The 21629-nt window shown below is 57.1% G+C and carries 21 protein-coding genes and 1 pseudogene; 7 read left to right on the top strand and 15 right to left on the bottom strand.

Annotation, left to right across the window (positions count from 1 at the left end; all coding sequences use genetic code 11):
• Window positions 1-126 precede the first annotated feature (126 nt).
• The 12 genes and pseudogenes from SCARR_RS29620 to ruvC all read right to left on the bottom strand — a co-directional run.
• A pseudogene (locus SCARR_RS29620) lies at window positions 127-267 on the bottom strand (IS66 family transposase zinc-finger binding domain-containing protein); the annotation flags it as partial.
• Between the two features lie 22 nt (window positions 268-289).
• On the bottom strand, window positions 290-604 hold the full coding sequence (locus SCARR_RS28690; RefSeq protein WP_222846422.1) for a DUF6444 domain-containing protein: 315 nt from the start codon (window positions 602-604) through the stop codon (window positions 290-292).
• Window positions 605-921: 317 nt separating this feature from the next.
• Window positions 922-1557: a bifunctional 4-hydroxy-2-oxoglutarate aldolase/2-dehydro-3-deoxy-phosphogluconate aldolase gene (gene eda, locus SCARR_RS23335; RefSeq protein WP_136064192.1), complete on the bottom strand. Its 636-nt coding sequence runs from the start codon at window positions 1555-1557 to the stop codon at window positions 922-924.
• Window positions 1558-1595: 38 nt separating this feature from the next.
• The gene (locus SCARR_RS23330; protein ID WP_136064190.1) at window positions 1596-2696 is read right to left on the bottom strand and encodes a sugar kinase; all 1101 of its coding nucleotides are present in this window, start codon (window positions 2694-2696) and stop codon (window positions 1596-1598) included.
• A 101-nt stretch (window positions 2697-2797) separates the two neighbouring features.
• Window positions 2798-3925, bottom strand: a complete 1128-nt coding sequence (locus SCARR_RS23325; RefSeq protein WP_136064188.1) for a substrate-binding domain-containing protein — start codon at window positions 3923-3925, stop codon at window positions 2798-2800.
• Between the two features lie 85 nt (window positions 3926-4010).
• Window positions 4011-4445, bottom strand: a complete 435-nt coding sequence (locus SCARR_RS23320; protein WP_136064186.1) for an ExbD/TolR family protein — start codon at window positions 4443-4445, stop codon at window positions 4011-4013.
• Window positions 4446-4447: 2 nt separating this feature from the next.
• Complete coding sequence (locus tag SCARR_RS23315) at window positions 4448-4852, bottom strand: ExbD/TolR family protein (RefSeq protein WP_136064184.1); 405 nt, start codon at window positions 4850-4852, stop codon at window positions 4448-4450.
• A 55-nt stretch (window positions 4853-4907) separates the two neighbouring features.
• Window positions 4908-5684 carry a MotA/TolQ/ExbB proton channel family protein gene (locus SCARR_RS23310; RefSeq protein ID WP_136064182.1) on the bottom strand — a complete coding sequence of 259 codons (777 nt, stop codon included), beginning with the start codon at window positions 5682-5684 and terminating at the stop codon, window positions 4908-4910.
• 59 nt (window positions 5685-5743) lie between these two features.
• The gene (locus SCARR_RS23305) at window positions 5744-6559 is read right to left on the bottom strand and encodes a tetratricopeptide repeat protein (protein WP_136064180.1); all 816 of its coding nucleotides are present in this window, start codon (window positions 6557-6559) and stop codon (window positions 5744-5746) included.
• On the bottom strand, window positions 6559-9621 hold the full coding sequence (locus SCARR_RS23300; RefSeq protein WP_136064178.1) for a tetratricopeptide repeat protein: 3063 nt from the start codon (window positions 9619-9621) through the stop codon (window positions 6559-6561). The genes SCARR_RS23305 and SCARR_RS23300 overlap by 1 nt, the downstream gene beginning before the upstream one ends.
• Before the next feature lie 259 nt (window positions 9622-9880).
• A complete protein-coding gene (locus tag SCARR_RS23295; RefSeq protein ID WP_168433555.1) occupies window positions 9881-10633 on the bottom strand; it encodes an acyl-[acyl-carrier-protein] thioesterase in 753 nt (250 codons plus the stop codon).
• Window positions 10634-10720: 87 nt separating this feature from the next.
• Window positions 10721-11281: a crossover junction endodeoxyribonuclease RuvC gene (gene ruvC / locus SCARR_RS23290; RefSeq protein WP_136064173.1), complete on the bottom strand. Its 561-nt coding sequence runs from the start codon at window positions 11279-11281 to the stop codon at window positions 10721-10723.
• Window positions 11282-11415: 134 nt separating this feature from the next.
• On the opposite strand from ruvC, the gene SCARR_RS23285 reads away from it, so the two are divergent.
• From SCARR_RS23285 to SCARR_RS23260, 6 genes are all read left to right on the top strand, one after another.
• Window positions 11416-12069 carry a TetR/AcrR family transcriptional regulator gene (locus SCARR_RS23285; RefSeq protein WP_222846421.1) on the top strand — a complete coding sequence of 218 codons (654 nt, stop codon included), beginning with the start codon at window positions 11416-11418 and terminating at the stop codon, window positions 12067-12069.
• Complete coding sequence (locus tag SCARR_RS23280) at window positions 12066-13478, top strand: efflux transporter outer membrane subunit (protein ID WP_136064169.1); 1413 nt, start codon at window positions 12066-12068, stop codon at window positions 13476-13478. The genes SCARR_RS23285 and SCARR_RS23280 overlap by 4 nt, the downstream gene beginning before the upstream one ends.
• Window positions 13475-14746, top strand: coding sequence for an efflux RND transporter periplasmic adaptor subunit (locus SCARR_RS23275; protein ID WP_136064168.1), 1272 nt, complete (start codon window positions 13475-13477; stop codon window positions 14744-14746). The genes SCARR_RS23280 and SCARR_RS23275 overlap by 4 nt, the downstream gene beginning before the upstream one ends.
• 59 nt (window positions 14747-14805) lie before the next feature.
• A complete protein-coding gene (locus tag SCARR_RS23270) occupies window positions 14806-17934 on the top strand; it encodes an efflux RND transporter permease subunit (protein WP_136064166.1) in 3129 nt (1042 codons plus the stop codon).
• A gap of 56 nt (window positions 17935-17990) precedes the next feature.
• Window positions 17991-19337, top strand: coding sequence for an MATE family efflux transporter (locus SCARR_RS23265; protein WP_136064164.1), 1347 nt, complete (start codon window positions 17991-17993; stop codon window positions 19335-19337).
• 188 nt (window positions 19338-19525) lie between these two features.
• Entirely contained in the window at window positions 19526-19756 is a 231-nt protein-coding gene (locus SCARR_RS23260; RefSeq protein WP_136064162.1) for a hypothetical protein, read from the top strand.
• Between the two features lie 264 nt (window positions 19757-20020).
• On the opposite strand, the gene SCARR_RS29155 is transcribed toward SCARR_RS23260, so the two are convergent.
• Together SCARR_RS29155 and SCARR_RS23255 are read right to left on the bottom strand one after the other, a co-directional pair.
• A complete protein-coding gene (locus SCARR_RS29155) occupies window positions 20021-20149 on the bottom strand; it encodes a hypothetical protein (protein ID WP_281281216.1) in 129 nt (42 codons plus the stop codon).
• A gap of 13 nt (window positions 20150-20162) precedes the next feature.
• Window positions 20163-20561, bottom strand: a complete 399-nt coding sequence (locus tag SCARR_RS23255; RefSeq protein WP_136064160.1) for a hypothetical protein — start codon at window positions 20559-20561, stop codon at window positions 20163-20165.
• Window positions 20562-20643: 82 nt separating this feature from the next.
• Here SCARR_RS23255 and SCARR_RS23250 point away from each other — a divergent pair, with 82 nt between their 5' ends.
• Window positions 20644-21462, top strand: a complete 819-nt coding sequence (locus SCARR_RS23250) for a transposase (RefSeq protein ID WP_168433554.1) — start codon at window positions 20644-20646, stop codon at window positions 21460-21462.
• Between the two features lie 15 nt (window positions 21463-21477).
• Here SCARR_RS23250 and SCARR_RS29150 read toward each other — a convergent pair whose 3' ends face one another.
• Window positions 21478-21612 (bottom strand): hypothetical protein, encoded by a 135-nt coding sequence (locus SCARR_RS29150; RefSeq protein ID WP_281281215.1) that lies wholly within the window; start codon window positions 21610-21612, stop codon window positions 21478-21480.
• Window positions 21613-21629: the final 17 nt, after the last annotated feature.

The following is a 21629-nucleotide window of genomic DNA, read 5'->3' as shown; positions in this document are numbered from 1 at the left end:
GGCGTACGGGAGGAGCTGGTATCCGTTGAGATAGATGGCCGTTGCCTTGATTCGCGGGCCGTATTGCACCGGCGCGACAACCCCCTCAGGGAAAACGGCCTTGGTGGTGTGGCCGCAGGCGCATTGCTTCGCCTCGGCCTGGTGCTCGGTGACGAGGAGTTCGACGGGCGGGATATCAAACACCTGCCGTTGTTCCATTCCTTGCGCCTTTTCGTTGCGCAGATCGCAACCGCACTTTTCGCAGCGGTCTACGCGGTGGGCTTCCACCACGTCCGGGTTCTTGCGGCGTTCAAGCGTGCCGCCCGAGTGCCCCTGCCGCCCCGCCCGGCTTGCGCCCGGATTTCTTCCGGAGGCTCTTGGGCGCGGGCTTCGCGAGGCCGTCGGAAGAAGGAGACTTCGAACCGTTGCGCAAGGTTTTCGCCCGCAAGCCTTCGAGTTCGGCGACGCGCACCTCGAGGGTGCGCAGGCCGCGGATCTGCGCATCCATCGCTAGAAGCAAGTCGGCAACGGCGTCCGGGCCGAGCCGGAAAACCGCCAGCGCGTCTTCGCGCGTCATGGCGGGGGGCTCCGGCTGGCTGGCTGTTGCATGCGCAGGCTTCTTCATGCCGCATTCATAGAGTATTCGGGGCTTCTAGGCTGCCCTAAAATGCATTTTTCTGGAGGAGGCGGGAAATGAAGGCTCAAGCTACCTGAGTAGTTACAATTATTTCATACTCAACGATTTTTCCGCCTACGCGAAGCTACGACGGATCCGCCGCAGGTGCCAAGGCTCCGTAGGCGGAAAGTCTCTTGCGTCTACCGATTTCGCCACCTGGGCACATATAATTGTCGATCCGGATTTCCCCAGATAAAACAAGCGTGAATTTATAGCGGTCCGCCAATGGCATGGCAACCCTGCTTCAACGTCGCCGGCAAAAACCGCTAGCCAACAACTTCGGTAGCTTTGGCAAGTGCGTCTTTGACCTGCTGGGTGATGACGCCCCACTGCTTGTCGGCAATCTGCTGCTTGGTGGCAAGCCACGAACCGCCGATGGCGCTGACGATCGGGAGCGACAGATAGTCGTTCATGTTGTCGAGGCTTAGTCCGCCGGTCGGGCAAAACTGTACGCCTTGCGAGGCATACGGTCCGCCGAGGTTTTTGAGCATGTTAACGCCGCCCGCCGCGCCGGCCGGGAAAAACTTCAGCATCTTCAGACCGAACGATAGCCCCTGCTCAATTTCCGACGGCGTCATGACGCCGGGGATGAAGAGCGTGTTGCGGTCCTGAAAATATTTTACCGTATCGGGATTCAGCCCCGGAGCGAGGCCGAAGCTAATGCCGGTATCGATGCACATTTTTGCTTGGTCGGGGGTGACCACGGTTCCAGCGCCGAGCAGCATTTCCGGCAGGGCCTTTTTGATGCGCGCCAACGCTTCGGCCGCGGACGCCGTCCGGCAGGTTACCTCAATAACGTCCATCCCGCCGGCCAGCAGGGCTTCCGCCAGAGGCACCGCATCATTGGCATCATCGATTACAATCACCGGAATGACCGGCCGTTTCAAAAGTTCGTTTAACATATTTTTCTCCTTATGTACGGGCGGTTTGCATGTCGCCCTTACCGGTCTACACGGGCACCTGCACCCGCTACGATTTTTTCAACTTCGGTGAGCGAGGCCATGGTGGTGTCGCCCGGCGTGGTCATGGCGAGCGCCCCGTGCGCCGCGCCGTATTCAATGGCCTTGGCCGGATCCTGCAGCACCATCAAGCCGTAGATGAAGCCAGAGGCAAAGCTGTCGCCCCCGCCCACGCGGTCCATGATTTCAAGCTCCGGACGCTGCGTTGAGGTGTAGAACTCGCCGTTGCACCAGCACATGGCCCCCCAATCGTTGACGGTTGCGGTTTTTACGCCGCGCATGGTGGTGGCCGTGGCCTTGAAATTCGGAAATTCGGCCACCGCTTTGGCGATCATTTTCTGGAACGAGCCGACGTCGAGGTCGGTCAGGTTTTCATCCGCACCTTCGACCTCAAAACCGAGGCAGGCGGTAAAGTCCTCTTCGTTGCCGATCATTACATCGACATATTTGGCAATCTCGCGGTTGATCTGCTGGCATTTTTCGAGGCCGCCAAACCCCTTCCAGAGCGATGGGCGGTAGTTGAGGTCGTACGAAACCATGGTGCCGTATTTCTTAGCAGTCTTGGCCGCTTCAATAACGACCTCACCGGTGGTTTCGGAAAGCGCGGCAAAGATGCCGCCGGTGTGGAACCAACGTACGCCGAGCGTGCCGAAAATGTAGTCCCAATCAATGTCGCCGGCCTTGAGCTGCGAAGCCGCCGTGTTGCCGCGGTCGGAGCATCCAACTGCGCCGCGGATGCCGAAGCCGCGTTCGGTAAAGTTCATGCCGTTGCGGACGGTGCGGCCAATGCCATCGTAGTCCATCCATTTGACCAACGAGGTGTCCACGCCGCCCTGCAGGATAAAATCCTCCATCAGCAGGCCTACCTCGTTCTTAGCGAAAGAAGTGACCACCGCGGCGCGCTGGCCGAAACAGCGGCGCAGACCGCGCGCCACGTTGTATTCGCCGCCGCCTTCCCACGCCTGGAAACGGCGCGCAGTGCGGATGCGGCCTTCGCCGGGGTCGAAACGAAGCATCACTTCGCCCAAGGATAAAATGTCGTATCTGCAATCGTCAGCAGGTTTTAGTTCGAGTTTAGCCATCGTCTTGCTCCTTGTTGAAAACAGGGAAACACCATAGTGGAAGCCCAACTTTTGTGAATACGTATTTAACGCATAATACCGGCCGATATGCGCAACTCTGTTCAGATTGAAAAGCGGAATTTCTTGCGGTAGCCCGACGGCGTTGCTCCGGTTTCCTGCTTAAAGGCCTGATTGAAGCGTTCGCGCGTGGCATAACCGCAGGATTCGGCGACCACCTCCACCAGCATGTCGGTTTCTTTCAGCAGACGGCAGGCGCGCTGGATGCGCTCGCGGCGGATCGAATCGTGGACGGAGACCTGCAGCAACGTCTTAAACCGATTTTCCAAAGTCCGGCGGCCAACGTGCGCAGCTCGGGCCACATCATCAACCTGAACGGAACGGTGCGCATTTTCGCGGATAAACCGCAACGCTTCTGCAACAGCCTTGTCGGTCACTGCGGTTAAGTCCGTGGAGTGGCGCTCGACAATCTTTTCCGGTGAAATGCGGATGGGCTTCTCCGGCTCTGCGTCGCCGCGCATGAGCTGTTCGAGCATCTGGGCGGCCTGCCAGCCTATCCGCGCCGCGCCTAGGTCGATGCTCGACATCTGGGGATGGAGCATTTCGCAGGCAAAGGCGCCGTTGTTCACGCCCAGCACAGAAACATCTTCCGGTACGCGCAGTCCAGCGTCCAGACACGCATCAATAACAACGCGCCCTACGGGATCCTCGGTGGCCAGAATGCCGACCGGCCCGTCGCCGTCCAGCGTCGCAATTGCGGTGCCAATATTTTGAATGCTGCGCTGCGATTTCAGTTCAAGACATTGGAACCCCTTGTCGGAAAGCGTAGAAATATACCCCTCGTATTTGAGCGTCGCATCGCCAAACACTTTCCGCCCGGTGATGGCAAAACGGCGAACGCCTTTGCCGATGAAATATTCCGCCGCCATCCGGCCGATCTCGTGATTGTCGACCACCACAGAGGTATTGGGAAGTTGAGCAAAACGGCCAAAAATATTAACGCCCGCGATGCCGCGTTTACGCAGCATCCAAACCGCGTCTTGGTCGAGCATGCCGATGACGCCGCTGCCCGACCATTTGTTTAAATCGGCGAGCGCCACTTCCGGCGCACCGTGCGGTGCATAGAAGCGCCAGTTTCCCTGCTGGAAGCCGTACCGCGCCACCCCTTCCGCCACATCGCGGACAAACGGGTTGGCATAGTCCATGGCCAGTGCAATATTGAAATGGTCCATGGGATTCAGCCAATGTTATGAGAAAAGAAAAAAGCGCAGACGACTGGTGCCGTCCACGCTTTTGCATTGCCGCAGTTTTGCATGCCTACATGGATTTACTGAAGGTAAGGCTGTTTACGCCAGCCGCCGCACAAGCATCCATCACATCGATGATCCGCCAGTGCATCGCATCTTGGTGAGGCAGGAGATTCACGAAGAACGGCGAGCTCTGCGAGGCCGCGATCTGCTTAAGCCCAGCTACTTGCGTAACGAGGGAGTCCAGCGTACGGTCCTCGCTCGAAAAACGCAGCCCTTCCATCTGGACCGTGCCGTCGTTGGTGATTTCAATAAGCACTTCAACCGGCAGTTCGATCATGTCTTCCTGAGCCACGTTCGCCGGAAGCATGAAGGAGATGTCCCCCTCCTTCTTGATCAGCGAGGCGGTAACCATGAAATAGATCAAGAGCAGGAATACAACGTCAATGAGCGGTGCAATCTGCAGTTCGAGTTTGGTGTCTTCATAATGGCGGTGAAGATTCATGTTTACTCCTCGAAAGCCGAATAGATCAGATCAGTTGCGCCGACCTCGGCGCAAGCGATCATGACCTTTTCGTTGATCTTGTATCTGGTTTCACCGTCGGAACGAATGAGAATCCGGAGGTTTTCGTCGGCTTCAATCGCAATCCCGAGCTGCTCTTTGAGCTGCTCGAGTGTAACGGGGATCTGCCCAACAAAGAACTTTCCGTCTTTGGTCACCGTAACCATCAGGCGGCCCGTAGTGTCTTCGGGCACCTTGGCGAATGCCGCGGCAGGAATTCCCACCTTGGGCTTCTCATCGATGACCTGCGAGGCCACAATAAAGAAGATCAAGAGCAAGAAGACCATGTCGATCATGGGCGACATGTCCAGCTCTAGATCGTCGCCGAGGGTCTTTTGTTCAAGTTTCATGGGATGTCCCTACATTTACACGGTTTGGAAAAACAGAAATTCCAAGGATTGGAGGCTATTCGCCGTCCAGCGCCTCCAGCGCCTCGAGATCCATGAAGCTGATCGGCTCTTTGCCGGTCTGCAGCGCATCGAACAAAAAGCCCATGTTGCGGCCGAGAGTTGCCAGCGTCTTCTGGAAGCCCTTCTTGAAGAAGAAGAAAAAGAACATGGCCGGAATGGCAATGATCAGACCGGTGGCCGTGGTAATCAAGGCCTCACCAATGTTGGCGGCGAGCAGCTCCGGCTTACCCATGCCCAGTGCCCCCATGGTGTGAAAGGCTTTGATCATACCGGATACCGTACCCAACAGACCAAGCATCGGAGAACTCGCTCCAATAATCGAAAGGTAGTCGATCGGCTTCATCAGTTTTGACATCTGCTCCACAGAAGCTTCCTCAACCGATTCCTTAACCTTGACAAAATCAATTTCCGATTCCCCGTCAAGACAGCGTTCAAGGCCTGCGCCGAAAGTGTTGGCAAACATGGAAGGGTGCTTGCGGCAGTAGATCAGAGCGGTCTTGCTCTTTTTTTCAATCATCATTTTGATCAGTTCGGGCATCTGCTCACTGTGCAGCAGCGTCTTGGGGCGCAGCGAGATAAAGTTCTGGATGATGAGCGCCACCATGAAGAACGAAAACATGCCCAAAGGCCACATGGCCCATCCGCCTGTCTTAATTAGCGACCACAAATTGGTCTGCTCTGCCGCCGCAGCAGCGGCCGTCTCAATGTCGCCTTGAGCGAACGCACTCCCCGCTGCTACGAACAGCGCCATGATGAAGAGTAGTTTTTTCATTTTGGTTACCTCCGGGTTGTTTTCTAGTCGTTAAGTTCCTGATATCTGATTCAACAATATTATTCGGATTCGCCTCCAAGGGCGATGTAGAGCTTGTTTGCGTCGGCGGCAATGTTGCTGCCCCCATAGATGTTCTTAACTTGCCGCGCCGTGCTGACGGCTGAGTTGGTCATGGCCATATCAAGATAAAGCTCCGCGCTCAGCAATTCACTCGGCGCCATCCACTGCACGTCGTTGGCATGCTCTGCAATAATTTCAACAACGGTCTGCATTGCGACCTTCGGCTGCCCTTGAGCGCGCTCGGCGGAAGCCTGCAAATAGAGCGAAGCGGCTTCTGATTCAATTTCTTCCCGCAGAGATTCCACGGCTTTAAAATCGCCCTCGGCAATAGCGGCCAAGGCGGTGTTGACCTGCCCCAGCATCACAAACTTCGGCCCGCTGCTTTGGGCCAGCGCCTCGGCGCAGACGCGAACCTTTGCGAAGTCGCCTTGCGCACGATAGGCCTCCATCATCATGCAGTATGCGTCCTGCATGTTGTTGCTGACCGTCATGTAAGGCGCATAATCAAGCATCAACGGTTCGAGCGTCGCCAGCACAGCGTCATAGTCAGCGGAGTTGAAGGACTGTTCGAGCGCGGCGGCGTCATATTTCGGATAAAACTCAAAGCGCCGGATTTTATCCGCTGGCACAGGGATATTCTTGTCCGACTTAAAGGCCTGAAAGGTCACCGTGCCATCGACCAATGACTGGAGGAAAACGCGAACCTGCTTCCCGTTGACCGCTTCGAGCCGGGCCGGCGTACCCGACTGGACCACTTCTTCCTGTGCAATGGCCGAAACGGCCACCAAGGCAATGATTGCGACAACGTTCTTCATTACGCGCCCTCCTCGGTGCTAGGCTTACTGGATTCTACAGGCTCTGCACCCTCGGCCGTTTTTTCGACCTCGACATTAATCGTGATATTGCTGGTTCCGCCGGACTCAATGTATGCGGCAATCTCAGCCACCTCTCCGGCGCCGAGCACCTCGCGCGCCTCCTCAGACTGCGGCAAATCGCTCACATATGGATCAAAGAGCATGGCGCGGTACGTATTGCGGGCATCGTTGCTGAGCCCCAATTTCTTAAGGCAGCGGGCACTGGCCAAATAGCCCTCGGCCGCCCAGTAACCGCCCGCATGGCCTTTATACTGGAAGTAGGCACGCTGGTAGAACCCGAAGGCCTTAAGGTAGTCGCCCGCCTTTTCCTCAACCTGACCCAATTGGAAGGTGGCCTGCGCCACCGGAGCGCCGCGCCACGATGGAACGCTGAGCAGATTCATGTTGGCCTCGCGCGCTTCATCGACTTTGCCTTGATCGAGCAGCACTTGCGCCTTCATGAGCTGCGCCCAAGCCACGTCGTATTCGGTTCCGTAGTGTTCCTGGGCCTCTTCGATGGTGTGAAGCGCACCCTCATAGTCCTTTTCGGCATACTGGCCATATGCACGCAGTTTGAACGCGGCTCGCATGTAGTCGGAATCCTCAAACTTGGTAATGAAAATAAGCAGCAGTTCCTCGGCGCGGGAATAGTCCTCCATTTCAAAGGAGGCGTCGCAGATGCAGGCAAGCACCGGGGGCGATGCATTTTCAAGATCCGAGAGCTCCTGTATAAGCTGTTTTCCGAGCTCGGTTTCAGTCATATCAAGCTTAGACTGCAAAACACGCAGGCGTAGCTGCAACGTCAGATCGTCGTTTTCATCAATGCCGGCCTGCAGATCAGCCTTCAGCTTGTTTTGCTGCTCCGTGTCCAGATATATGGCCGACACCTTTACGAGTTCGGCAATCATCAGATCGACGCCGTCCTGGCGGACGTCCGAACCATATTTGACAATGGCGTCCACATACGTTTTGACCGCTTCGTCGATTTTTTTCTGCTGGATTTTGGTTTTGCCGATCCAAAAGAGGGCCTTGGCGATATCAGCCTCTTCATCCCAGACATCAAGATAGCTTTCTACTGTGCGGATAATGTCGTCGTACTTGTCCTCAGCCTCGTAGACTTCGGCCATTTGAAAGGTTGCATAGGTCGCTTGGTTGACCTTCTTTGCGGCGGCCACGGCGCGGGTGTAGTCGTCGACGGCCGCGTCGAGCTCGCCACGGGAACCGTAGATATCGCCGCGCATGCTGCACGCTTCCGGATATACCGAAGAATCGGGATAGGTGCTGATCACATAGGAGAACCGTTCCATCGCTTCGTCGTAGCGTTCCATGCCGAACAGGCAGATGCCGCCCTGGAAAGAACACTCGTCCACATAGGTTTCCGTTGCGTGCTTCTTAATGTATTTCTCAAAGTCCGGAAAAGCGGATTCATATTTTTGCAGGAACAGCTTCGACATGCCATACCAGTAGAGGCTGTTGGCCTCCTGGTGGGAGCCGGGAAACTCGTCGAGCACATAGCGGAAACTTTTTTCGGAGCCTTCGTAGTCTTGCAGGACAAGATCGGCCACCCCTTGCATGAAATAGAGTTCTGTATCGTATTTGACGATGGTTTCGTCATTCGTACGGACAAGGCCATCGAGATAGGGCTTAAGAGCCTTGACCGCCTTCATGTCATTGGTTTTTTGATAATAGCCGTTGAGCGTATAGGCAATCTGGCGCGGGGTCATGCCCTCGGGGTATTTTGCCATATAGTCAAAACCGCGGCGCTCGGCCTCCGCCGGCTCGTTGACTTCGTCGATCAGGGTTTCGACCATTTCGAAAATGCAACGTTCGCCGATTTCACTCTTGGGATCGGCCTCAAAAACGACGTCGAAGAAACGCAGCGACTCCCAATAGCGATCAACCGTCTTGTAGAGGTCCGCCATGCGGTACTGGACGTCCAGCTCATAGGGCGGAAGCTCCTTGAGGGCATAAATCAGATTTTCCTGATCAACCAGCGCCTTGGGCTTGACCTCCTCCTGGCTGGGCGCAGCAGGATCGTCAACCACGCCGAAGAGCATCTTTTCATCTTCGGTCATTTCGGCGCCCGGCTCGGGAGGCAGCCCGACAGAGATGCGGATGTCGCGGATCCGGCTTTCCTGATAGGTCACAAGCTCGTCGCGGGGCATGATCATTCGGTAGAGCGGCAGCGCGCTGTCGTACTCGCCCGCTTCGTAAAGCGCGGCGGCGGCGTTCATGAGGGCCAGGTTAACGCGGATGTCGTAGCGGGCCGAAGTGCGGTAGAGCTGTGGAATCCAAGCTGTGATGCGTGCAAAATCGGGGATCTCAATCAGCGCGTTGATCACCTGCATGATCGCATAGCCCTTGCGTTGCTCGTTCGGCGCTTGGGCAATTACATATTCAAACGGAGGGATGCACTCCGTCCATTGCTCAAGGTCGTAGTAGGATTCGGCCAGGGTCAGATACAGCTCGTTGAGCTCCTGCTGCGTATATTCCGGCTCCTCCTCCTCCTTCTGCTTAAACCTGGAAGACTCCTCTTCGTCGTCATCATCATCTTTTGCAACAAACTTTTTCGCCTCCAAAATCGGGTTTTCATTGTAGTACAACGCATTGGTGCATGCCGTAACAGCCCCTTCATAGTCTTCGATTTCATAAAGGCAGGTGGCCAGCATTTTGCGGGACAGGCGCTGGAACTTGCCTAGAGGATATTCAATGTATTCCTGCAAAACCGGCGCGGCTTCGTCCATGCGTTCGGTTTTAAGAAGGATCGATGCCAGCTTGAAGCGGATGTCCTGCGCAATCGCAATCACGCGAGGCGCTTTCGACTCCTCCACTTCGGAAAGGTACATGTACATCAGCGCAGACGCATCATCGTACTCCTCCTTCCCCATGTGCATCATGGCTTCTTTCAGGATCTCCGCCGGCGTTGGGCCCTCGTTGGCGGCGAAACCATGGCCACACAACACAAAAACAAGAATCAGGGCGCGAACCATCCCATTCAAACTGATCTTTTTAGTGAATCTCATCAACCCAACCTAATCTGTTGTATCATGCTGTTAAGCAGTTCTGCCCGATAGCCAAAGGCCTCAATGCCCCGCCTGACCGTCAACCCCGCGCAGTCCCTGCGATAAGCGGCCACGCACCACGGGGACGTTGCCACTCTAAATTCGAAACGTCTAATAAACGTTAATGCATGCAATAATTCAACAGTTAAAAAAAACATATTCACAATCCACGTTCAAAATCACAGGCCGCAATTGCTAGCAACAAGGCCCTCTTGGATCTTCAGCTTGCCTGTTTTCCCTGCCAAACGGTACGGGCGCGGAAAAGGTCGTCTCCTTTGGCGCGGATGACATGCGCCCAAGTGAATGAACCGGCCGGCTCGGTGCAGACCGACACGTCATGGCCATAAACAGCCTCTGCGAGATAGTTGACTTCCAGCGACTCAAAGCTGTGCGTCTGATGGAATTCCAGCGGCAGGCTGCTGAGCACCCATTCAATGTAGCGGATATTGTTGACGTGCCCGTTCATGTCGAGATCGCCGTAATTTACGGCCATTGGGTCGCCGCCCTCGCAGGAACACCCTTTCAGCCGCTCAAGCTTGGCACTAAACACGTGGGCGCCAACATCCGGCAGATCGATGTTCAGGTAAAAGTCAGAATGAACGCGTTCACGTTTTTCCGTATTGATCACGAACCAAGCCGTCGAAGCGAGCAGGATCAGACCGCCGCTTTCGTCCGCAATCTCAAAGTCGCGGTAAAAAAAGAGCCGGTCGCGCCCCGAGGGCCAGGTCCGCACTTTTATGGATTCTCCCCAAGCGGGCAGCCGGCTGATTTCGATGCGCTGGCGCGAAAGCACCCAAGCTAGACTTTGAGCGGAGAGCTGCGAATGCCCCAGTCCAAGGTGCTCCGCATGATGATAGGCCGCCTCCTGCATAAACCCGCACAACGCCGGAAGCCGAGCCGTCAGCTGCGGATCAACATCAAAGGAGCAGATCGTGTGCTCCGTGCTCCATTCAGGTTGCAGGTTACTGTCCATGACAATCATTTAACACAAAGACTCAAAGAACGCCAAGTGTCTCGAAGCATTCCTTCGTGCCGCTTAGAGACCTTCGTGCCTTTGTGTTCAAATCCGCTTGGCCCGAAGCTCTTCGGGCAGCGAGAGCTGGTGGTGGTGGCAGATGGCGATGGCCAGCGCGTCGGCGGCGTCCTCCTGCGGCTGCTCTGCGAGATTCAACAGACGCACCACCATCTTGGCCACCTGGTCCTTTTGCGCCGTGCCGGTGCCGACAATCGCCGACTTCACCTTGCGAGGCGAATGCTCCGTGATTTCCAGCCCCTTTTTGGCGCAAGCCGCAATAGCTACGCCGCGCGCCTGCCCCAGCACCATCGCCGTGTTGGCGTTCTTGGCAAAGAATGCGCCCTCGATGGCCGCACAATCAGGTTGGTGCGCCTCAATCAGGTCGGTGATCGAGCTAAAAATGTTTTCCAGACAAAGGGAATGCGGCACCTTCGGCTTGTTGCGGATGCGGCCATAGGCCACTGCCCGCAGCTCCGACCCGCGCGCCTCGATGATCCCCACGCCCGTCGAGCGCAACGACGTGTCGATCCCCAGTATTTTGATGGTTTCACGAGCCATGCAAACAACCTGCCACGCCCACCACAGGCATGAAAGCCTGCAAATCAACTAATCTTCTTTGGACACATAACCTGTCCCGAACCCATTTCAAATGGCCATTTGAAATATTTCTTCAAATCATTTGACAATAAATCCAGAGCCCCCTACGTTTCATACCCTCGATTCAAATGGATGTTTTAAACATGGATAAAAACCTGACCACCAAAGAACGGCTGATTCAGGCGGCGAGTGTCATTTTCGCCGAAAAAGGCTACCGCGACACCACCGTGGCCGAAATCTGCGACGCGGCGGGTGCAAACATTGCGGCGGTCAACTACCACTTCGGCGACAAATCGAACCTCTATTGCCAGGTTTGGGAATATTTATTCGAGCAATCGGCGGCCAAGTACCCGCTTCCGACCGACCTGATTGAAACGGATCCGGAGGCGTGGCTGCGACACTTCATCCGCTCCCGCGTAGAACAAATTTTCGATACGGACATCCATCACCGTCTGCCCCAGCTGCTGCACCGCGAAATGGGTGAGCCGACCGAGATGCATGAAAGCCTGTTCGAAAAGTACCTTCAGCCCAGTCATCAGCGAGTGAGCAAGGCGATCCGGCTTTTGATCGGTCCGGGAATATCAGAAAACCAGCTCAAACTCGCCCACCTCAACTTCATGAGCCTGCATATTTTCCTCAACGTCGGACACCAGAAGAACAAAACCAACTGCCAGTGCAGGCACCGCCTCCCCTCGACCGAAAACCCGGCCGAACTGGCTCGCCAGGTTGAAGCATTTGCGATCGGCGGACTGCTGGCCACCCGCGATTTAATCCACAACACAGGAAATTTATCATGACTATCCATAAAGTCCTGGTTTATGGGCTCGTCCTAGGGTCCACCACGCTGGGGCTGAGCTCCTGCATGACGCTCGAACCCGAGCGGGAAGCGGATTTGCTGAAAGAACAGACGCCCGAACATTTCAACAATGCCTCCGGAACAGCCCAGTTGCAGACCGAGTGGTGGAAGGCCTTCGGCTCGCCCCGGCTCGACCGCCTGATGGACGAGGCCTTCACAGGCAACCTGACTTTGGAGCAGGCCTACGCCCGCCTCGAACAGGCCGAGGCCACCGCCCGCAAGAGCGGTGCAGCCCAAAAGGTGCAGCTCGACGGCAAAGGCTCGGCATCGTCGCGCTACCAATCCAACTTCAACAACTCGGGCAACAGCAGAACCGACCCCGACTTCACGCTCGGGCTCTATGCCAGCTACGAAGTCGATCTGTGGGGGCGGCTGAAGTCCACCGAGCGCGCCTCGCTCGCGACGTACGACGCCACGAAGTTCGACCTGCAAACAGCGGGGATGACCCTCTCCGCCTCGCTGACAACCTCCTACTTCTCTTGGCAAGCTCAAACCGAAGCGTTGCGCATCTACGAAAGCCAGCTCGAATCCAACAGCAACAAACTTGCCGCCATCAAGCGGCGCTACCAATCCGGACAGTCCACCTCTCTCGCCGTCCTCCAGCAGCGCCAACTTGTCGCCGCCTCCGAAGCGCGCATCCCGCCCGTCCGCGCCCGGATCGAGGAAACCGAAAACGCCATTGCCGTCCTTATCGGGAAAACTCCCGGAACCGATCTTCGACTGGACCCAGAACCGCTGCCCTCCCTCCCCCCCCAACCAGCGGCCGGGCTTCCTGTCAACCTTCTCGAAAACCGTCCCGATATCCAGGCGGCCCGCCTCGATCTGGAATCGGCGGATTGGAATGTAGGCGCCGCACGCGCCGCGCGCCTACCCACCCTCTCGCTGAGCGGCTCGATCTACACCTCCGAAGAAAAAATCGACGACCTGTTCGACGACTGGATCTCCAACCTGGCCGCCAGCCTGATTGCGCCGCTGCTCGACGGCGGAGCGCGCAAGGCCGAGGTCGACCGCACCATGGCAGTCTCGCGCGAGCGCATCGCCGCCTACCGTCTGGCCGTGCTGGAGGCCATCCAGGAAACCGAGGATGCGCTGAGTAACGAACGGCACCAGTCCGAATATGTCGAGGCCATCGCCAAACAGTACCAGGCCGCGAAGAACAGCGAGGCCGAATCGATCCGCCGCTACCAACGCGGCATCCTGCCTTTCCTCGACACCCTCACCGCCATTGTCTCGCGCGAAAACCTTGAAATCACCCATGTGCAAGCCAAAGCCGACCTGCTCGGCAACCGGATTCAACTTTACCGCTCCCTCGGGGGCGACTGGACATTCATGCTGGAGGAAAAACAATGAACAACGCCACCCGCCGTACCGTATCCATAGTCATCGGCATCGCCTTTATTCTGGGAGGCTTCCTGGCCGCCCGTTATTTCATGAAGAACAAACCCGCGGCCCAGCGCAGCCGGGGAATGTCATCCATGGTTCCCGTGGTTGAAACCCTCAAGATGAAAGGCGCCGATCACATCCGCGCCATCGAATGCCTCGGCACCGTTATGGCCGACAAAGACGCGGCCCTCCAGCCGGAAGTAAACGGCCGCATCGTGGCGGTTGCCCCTGGCTTGGTGGAAGGCGGACTGGTGAAAAAGGGCGATGTGCTGGTTGAAATCGAATCGGTCGACTATGAACTGGCGCTTGCCAAGACCGAAGCCAACCTGCTGACCGCACAGAGCAACTATCGCATCGAAGAAGGCCAGCAGGATGTCGTCCGCCATGAAATGCAATTGATGGGCGACGAACAGGAAGGCGCCTACCGCGACCTGATGCTGCGCGAGCCGCAGCTCAGATCGGCCGAGGCCAACGTCAAGAGCGCCGAGCTTGCGGTGGAATCCGCAAAACTGAATCTCGAGCGGACAAAAATCCGCGCCCCGTTCGATGCCGTTGTAGTTTCCGAAACCGCCGATATCGGCGATTATGCGCAGTCTTCCAAGGTGCTGGTCGAACTGGCTGCGACCGACCGTTATTTCGTGCACGCCTCCATCCCGCTCAGCTCGCTCGAACCATTGCCGAAGATTGGCAACCAACCCTATGCGGCGACCCTCACCCTTTCCGACGGCACCACTCGCACCGCGCAAACCTACAGGTTGCTGCCCAGCCTCACGGAGAAAGGGCGCATGGCCCGCATGCTCTTAACCACTGACCATCCCTACTCAGGAGAAGGCCGTCCGATGCTGATCAATGAATATGTCCGTGTCCGGATCGAGGGCGAAACCATCAAGGATGCCCTGCTGCTTCCACGCATATACCTTCGCGACGGCAATGTGGTCTGGACGATCGATGGCGAAAACAAGCTGCGCATCCTTCCCGCCACCGTACTGCAGGGCTATGCCGACGATATCCTCGTCCGCGTCGAAGGCCCCTCCCAGTTTGAAGCCGTCATCTCCGACCTGCCCGCCGCGGTCGAAGGCATGGAGCTGCGCCGCGTCGGCGAACCCGCACCGCAAATGAAACCAGGCATGGGCGAAGGCGCAGGCAGGGGCAAAGGCGCAGGCCAGGGCAAGCCCGGAACAGAAAAACCCGACGGCCAGCAACAACAGAAAAAACAAAAACCCAACGGCGAATGAGTTCCACCATTCTTCATTCTGAAATCTTAATTCTTCATTTCAATTAATTGGTGAATTCCATGAACAACGTTTTGGATAAATTCAAGGGCCCCATCGCATGGATGGTCAAGAACCCGGTTGCGGCCAACCTGCTGATGTTGCTCTGCCTGGTCGGCGGCTTCGCCTCCTTCAAAGGGATCAAGCAAGAGGTCTTCCCCGACATCAGTGCCGACGTGGTCACCGTCCGCGTTTCCTATCCCGGCGGTACGCCCGAAGAGATGGAACAGAGCGTCTGCCTTGTTGCCGAAGAGGCCGTACGCGGCATCGAGGGCGTTTTCGAGGTCACTTCTGTTGCCAATGAAGGTTCGGCGACGGTCTCTGCCGAGCTGCTCGAAGGCGTCGATCGCATCAAGGTCTACCAGGACATCAAGAGCGAAATCGACCGGGTTACCACTTTCCCCGACGGCGCTGAACGACCCGTGGTTTCGCTCGCCGCCCGTCTTCGCGAAGCCATGACGCTCGTCTTGTATGGCGACGTCTCCGACATGACCCTGCGCAACCTTGCCGAACAGGTGCGCGACCGCCTGTTGCAAAGCGAGAACATCACTCAGGTGGAGCTCTCAGGAACCCGCAACTTGGAAGTCAGCATCGAAATCCCGCAGGAAGAACTCCGTAAATACGGCCTGACCCACCAGTCGCTGGCGTCCACCATCAACACCCAGTCGCGCGAGATCTCCGGCGGGGGCATCAAGACCGATAGCGGAGAAACCCTGCTGCGCATGCAGGAACGGCGGAACTATGGACCTGAGTTCGCCCAGACGCCCGTACTCGCTACGGAAGATGGAACCACCCTTAAACTTGGCGACATCGGAACCGTTGTGGACGACTTCGAAGACTCCGACCAGTTTGCAAACTACAACGGCAAGCCCTCCATCATGCTGGAGATCTACCGCGTCGGCGACCAGACCCCGACCCAAGTCTCCGAATCCGTCAACGAGCTGCTTCCGCAGATCAAGGAGCAGCTGCCCGAGGGCATCGGAATCGACATCCTATCCGACCGCACCGAAATCTTTTTCCAACGTGCCAACCTGCTCCTGCGCAACGGCGGGCTGGGGTTGCTGCTCGTGCTGTTCGTACTGGGCCTGTTTCTCGAGATGCGCCTGGCCTTATGGGTGGCCATGGGCATCCCGATCTCCTTCCTCGGCGCCATGCTGATCATGCCCATGACGGGGCTCTCCATCAACATGATCACCATGTTTGCCTTCATCATCTCGCTGGGTATCGTGGTCGACGACGCCATCGTGGTGGGCGAAAACGTCTACCACAATCTGCAAGATGGAATGGAAGGCAGCAAGGCCTCGATTCTGGGCGCACGCCAGGTCTGCTCCCCGGTCGGCTTCAGTATTCTCACCAACATTGTCGCCTTCGTTCCTCTGATGGTCATGCCGGGTACCATGGGCCGGATCATGGGCATGCTGCCCATCGTCGTGATTTCGGTGTTCCTCATCTCGTGGCTTGAAAGCCTCTATATCCTGCCGGCCCACCTCAGCCACGTCCGAAAAAAAGAACCGACCGGCTTGTTCGGTGTACTGCACCGCTTCCAGCAAAAGTTCAGCCACGCTTTCCGCGAATGGATCCGCACCAAATATGGCCCGTTCCTCGACTTCTGCCTTTCCCATCGCTATGTCGTCATCAGTGCGGCCATGGCTATTCTGCTGCTCGTTGGCGGCTATTGGGCCAGCGGACGCATGGGCTTCTCCATGTTCACCACGGTGGAATCGGACTATGCGGTCGCCTCGGCCACCCTGCCGTTCGGCTCGCCCGTGGAAAAGACGGAAGCCGTGGCCGACAAACTGGTCAAAGGCGCACAGGAAGTGCTGGCCGATACCGGGCACCCGGAGCTGGTTGAAGGCATCTTTTCCAACGTCGGGCGCAGCGGCGCGCACACCTGCCGGGTGCGCGTCTATCTTGCCGACCCCGAAGTCCGCGACAAAATCATGGGAACCGAAGCGTTCGTCCAGGCTTGGCGCCAGAAGGTCGGGCAGCTTCCGGGCGTCCGCTTCGTCCGCTACGCCTCCGACGAAGGCGGCCCCGGCCGCGGCCCCGCGCTCGAGGTCGAGCTGCGCCACCAGAACATCCACACCCTCGAAAGCGCTGCGCAGGCCCTCGCCGCCGAACTTGAAAACTATCCGCTGGTGCAGGACGTCGATGACGGCGTACAAGAAGGCAAGACCCAGTTCGACTTTACCATGAAGCCCGAAGCCATCAGCCTCGGCCTCTCCGCCAGCGATGTGGGCCGCCAGATCCGCGCCGCCTTCGAGGGCACCGAGGTGCTGCGCCAGCAACGCGGCCGCAACGAGGTGAAGGTCAAGGTGCGCCTGCCCAAGGAAGAACGCACTAAAATGTACCACTTCGAGAACTTTGTCCTGCACACGCCCGACGGTGGCGAAGTGATGCTCTCCGACGTGGTCGATATCAACGTCGGCAAGTCCTACACCACCATCAACCGCCGCAACGGAATGCGCACCCTCACCGTCGTGGCCGACGTCCGGCCCAAAACCAAGGCTGGCGAAGTGATGACCAAGCTCGACCAAGACTATTTCCCCCAACTAGCCAGCCAGTTCCCGGGGCTGGATTACAGCTATGAAGGCCGCACCGCCGACCAGCGCGAAAGCTTTGGCAGCATGAAGGTCACAATCCCGCTCGTACTGCTCTGCATCTACGCCCTGCTGGCCATCCCGTTCCGCAGCTATTCCCAGCCGCTCATCGTGATGGTCTCCATCCCGTTCGGGATCATCGGCGCCGTAATCGGCCACCTGCTGCTCGGCTATTCCATGACCATGATCGGAATCATCGGCATGCTCGCGCTCTCGGGGGTTGTGGTGAACGATGCGCTGGTGTTGATCAGCTTTGCCAACGAGCGGCGTGCCGACCACGCCAACGCGCACGATGCCGTCGTCTCGGCAGGCATCCAGCGCTTCCGCCCGATCCTGCTCACCACCCTGACCACCTTCGGAGGCCTTGCCCCGATGATGCTGGAAACCTCGCGGCAGGCCAAGTTCCTGATCCCGATGGCGATCTCGCTCGGCTTCGGCATCCTCTTCGCCACCTTCATCGCCCTACTGCTGGTTCCCTGCCTCTACATGGTCATCGAAGACTGCGGCAGCCTGAAACGCCGCCTGTTGAATCAATGGGAGAGTGCAGATTGAGCCGTGAAGCGTGACGATAAAAATCTCGCCTGGCGCTTCATTCGTCACGAACAACCATGAGCAAGCTTCTTAAAGGCAGCGTTAAAGCGCACCTGTTCCGGCTGACGCTGCCGGGCATCGGCGGCATGTTCGCCATTATGGTCTTTAACCTGACCGACACCTATTTCGTGTCGCGCCTCGGAACCGAAGAACTGGCGGCCATGGGCTTTACGTTTTCGGTGGTGATGATTATCGGGGCGCTGGCCATCGGCTTTTCCACCGGCTCCGCCTCCATCATCACCCGCGCCATCGGCGCGGGCGACTGGACGCTGGCCCGGCGGACCACCTCCGACGGGCTGGTTCTCACGATCATTGGCACGGCAGTGGTCAGCGTGCTGGGCTACTTCACCATCACTCCGGTCTTCACAATGCTCGGCGCTTCCGGCCACGTGCTGGAGCTCGTGCGCGAATACATGCAGATTTGGTTCATCGGCGCCGTCTTCGCCATCATGCCGCCGGTCACCGACGGCTGCCTGCGCTCCGCTGGAGACATGGTTCGACCGGTCATCGTAATGTGCACCTGCGCCGTCATTAACTGCATACTCGATCCCATTCTGATTTTTGGATGGGGGCCCTTCCCCGCTATGGGCATGGCCGGCGCGGCGCTCGCCACCGTCGTTGCCCGCGGACTGGGTGCCACGGCTTCGCTGGCGCTGCTGCACTTCAAACTGAATTTGATCAACTGGCAGGTGCCGCACATCCGCGAACTGCTGCACTCCTGGAGCCAAATCATACGCCTCGGCATACCCGCCGCCCTGACGCAGGCGCTCAACCCGGTGGCCCAAGGCTTCTACATCCGGCTTGCAGCCGGCATCGGCGGCGTGCAGGCGGTCGCGGCGATGGCCACGGGAACGCGGATCGAATCGATTATCTTCATTATTGCGATGGCCTACTCCACCGCCATCACCCCGTTTGTCGGCCACAACTATGGAGCCAAGGCGTACGGCCGCGTGCAGGAAACGCGACGCCTCAGCACCCGCTTTGCCTTCCTCTATTCAGGAGCCACCTTCTTGCTGCTGCTTCCTTTCGCCCACCTCATCTCAAGCATCTTCAGCGACAACCCCGAAGTGGTGCGCATGAGCACTATCTACCTGCTCGTCGCCGCGCTCGGCCACGCCGGGGTTCATATCTGCACGTGGATGAGCCAGCTGCTCAACGTGATCGGCCGCCCCCGCCCCGTGGTGGCCATCAGCCTCAGCCGCGTCTTCTTGTTCATCATGCCGTTCAGCCTGCTCGGCAGCCGCTTTTTCGGGTTCACCGGCCTCGTGGCCGGCCTTGCCCTCGCCAACCTATTCGCCGGCTGGGCGGCCTATCTCGCCACCCGCTCGCAGCTCAGAAAACCCGATGCTGAATTCGCGTATTAGACATTGATCAAAACGCAGGGAGTTGCAGCTTAACCGCGACAAAGGAACGGACCACGTACCTCCTTGAAATAGACCATGCCGCCAACCGCGTCCACATCACACTGACGGAATGTTTCGACGAACCGCAGGCTGAAGAACTGCTCAACCAGCTCCGCCGCCGCGTAGATGAACTCGCGCCGAAATTTTGCGTGCTTTGCGACCTAACCGCCCTGGAAGAATTTTCCCACCCGGCCAAAGCGCACTTCCGGGCCGTGATGGACTTGTGCAACGAGAACGGCGTCGCAAAAATCATCCGCATCATTCCCGACCCGCTCAACAACTTTGGCCTCACCCTGATGGCCCACATCCACTACGACAGCCACATCCCCGTGCTCACCTGCAAGACCCTCCAAGAAGCCTCAAAACATCTGTCTGTCTAAAAAGGCGCAACCGCTCCCTGCGGCGTTTTCACCACATGCCTTCCGTTTGATACAAGTGATGAAAAACAGGATGTTGCGCTCATGAACATTATTATCCGGAGCTATGGAACTGCCTCCAGCCATGCGGGCGTTTGTCGCAGAAAAGCTTATTGAAGGCCTTGATGTTCCCGATTCGCTTTAACCCAGAAGCCCTTAAAGAAATGGCGGCGGCCCGCTATTACGAAGCACAGTCGGAAGGGCTGGGCAAAAGATTCCTCGATGCAGTCAATACCGCCACTCGGCATATCCGTTCGAGACCACGGAGCCATCGAAACTGGGGGTTTTCGAAACCATGCCACCGACAAAATATTCGATGGCCATGACTTGGCCTTCGGTGTTGGAGACATGGTTCACTACAGAGCTTTTCTTAAAGGATGGGGCGCGGGGGAAGGGAGCATAATGATGAAATAATAGAAGGACTGACACGCTCCCCATGAGTATCAGCCAATGTTTCTGACAGATTCCAAGCTTGATCCATTGCAGATACAACACCGGAGTCTAAGACAATTTCTCCAACCTCTGGGAACTGAGCGGTTGCCAGTACTTCTTGGGACAAAGCCACTTCCTCCCCGCCAGCGGTCGTTTTGGCCCGGAGGCTGAAGCGGCCGGCGACTCCGGTAGTCCAATTCATGGTGGTGCCGTTGCCGAGGTTCCTAAAATGATAATCGAACTCATCCTCGAATTTAATTTGGAATTCATGATCCGTGAAGACGAGGCCGGCTGGTTCAGTGGCAATAATAAGGTTGCATACATTGTCATGTTTCAAGGGAACTGAGTGTCTACATCAATGACTTTGCCAGTATATGCATTGATTCGCATGCTGGCAGCTCGCGAGGATACGGGGAGAGTTGGGTGAACGGGATCTGAGAAAGGCTGACTACGTTGTACTCATGCTCGACGGCATCGGACTTGGCAACGATCTCTGTGCCGTCGTAGCACTGGGTATTACGGTTGAAGGCGAGAAGCATATCCTGGACTTTCAAATCGGTGCATCAGAAAATTTAGAGGTCTGCGCCGATCTGCTTAACCGCATTGAGGAGCGCGACTTTAACCCTAAACGTCGATTGCTGGCTATCACAGACGGTTCAAAAGCCTTGCGTAACAGCATCCGAAAGAAATGGTCTGAAGCGGTCATTCAGCGGTGTCTGATCCATAAGGTCCGCAACATCAAGAGTTACCTTTCCTATCGTCATCACGGGGAACTCGACCGCCTTTTCAAGCGTCTACGCAGAGCAGAAGGGCTCGAGGCCGCAGAGGAGGTTGTGGTGGAGTTAAAAAATTTCCTAAAAGGAAAGAATGCCCAAGCACTCGCGAGCTTGGAAGAGGCAGGAGATGAACTCCTTGCTGTTCATGGTCTGGGAGCTCCCAGCACACTGAATACAACGCTTCTTAACACCAACTGCATCGAGAATCCATTCCGTAACGTCCGCGCTAAAACCCGGCGCGTAAGCCGCTGGCGAACCGATACGAATATGGCTTCAAAATGGCTAGCGTATGCGTTGCTGGAAGCTGAGCGCGGGTTCAGGCGGATCAACCATTGCAAGGACATGAAACATCTCGCAAAGATCTTGCAAAGTTTTTCTCCCCCTCCTCCGGAGGAAGGGGAGAAGGCTACGCCTTCCCTTTCCACCCTTGACCAGAAACCCGCAACCGACTACAAACCCTAACCAACGAAACGGAGGCTACGCCCCAGTTTTAACAATGGAAAAGACACCCCCGTCGAACGCGGCATCCACGCACCGTCGCTTGAAGGATGTGAAAGAATCGCCAACGCCCTCGGCATACCGCTGAAAGACCTCTTCGATTTTTAACTGCATTCTGCCTGATGTTATCG

The sequence above is a fragment of the Pontiella sulfatireligans genome (assembly GCF_900890705.1).
GTDB classification, from domain to species: domain Bacteria; phylum Verrucomicrobiota; class Kiritimatiellia; order Kiritimatiellales; family Pontiellaceae; genus Pontiella; species Pontiella sulfatireligans.
The sequence above is the reverse complement of the archived record's forward strand: the minus strand, read 5'-3'. Positions and strand labels throughout refer to the sequence as shown.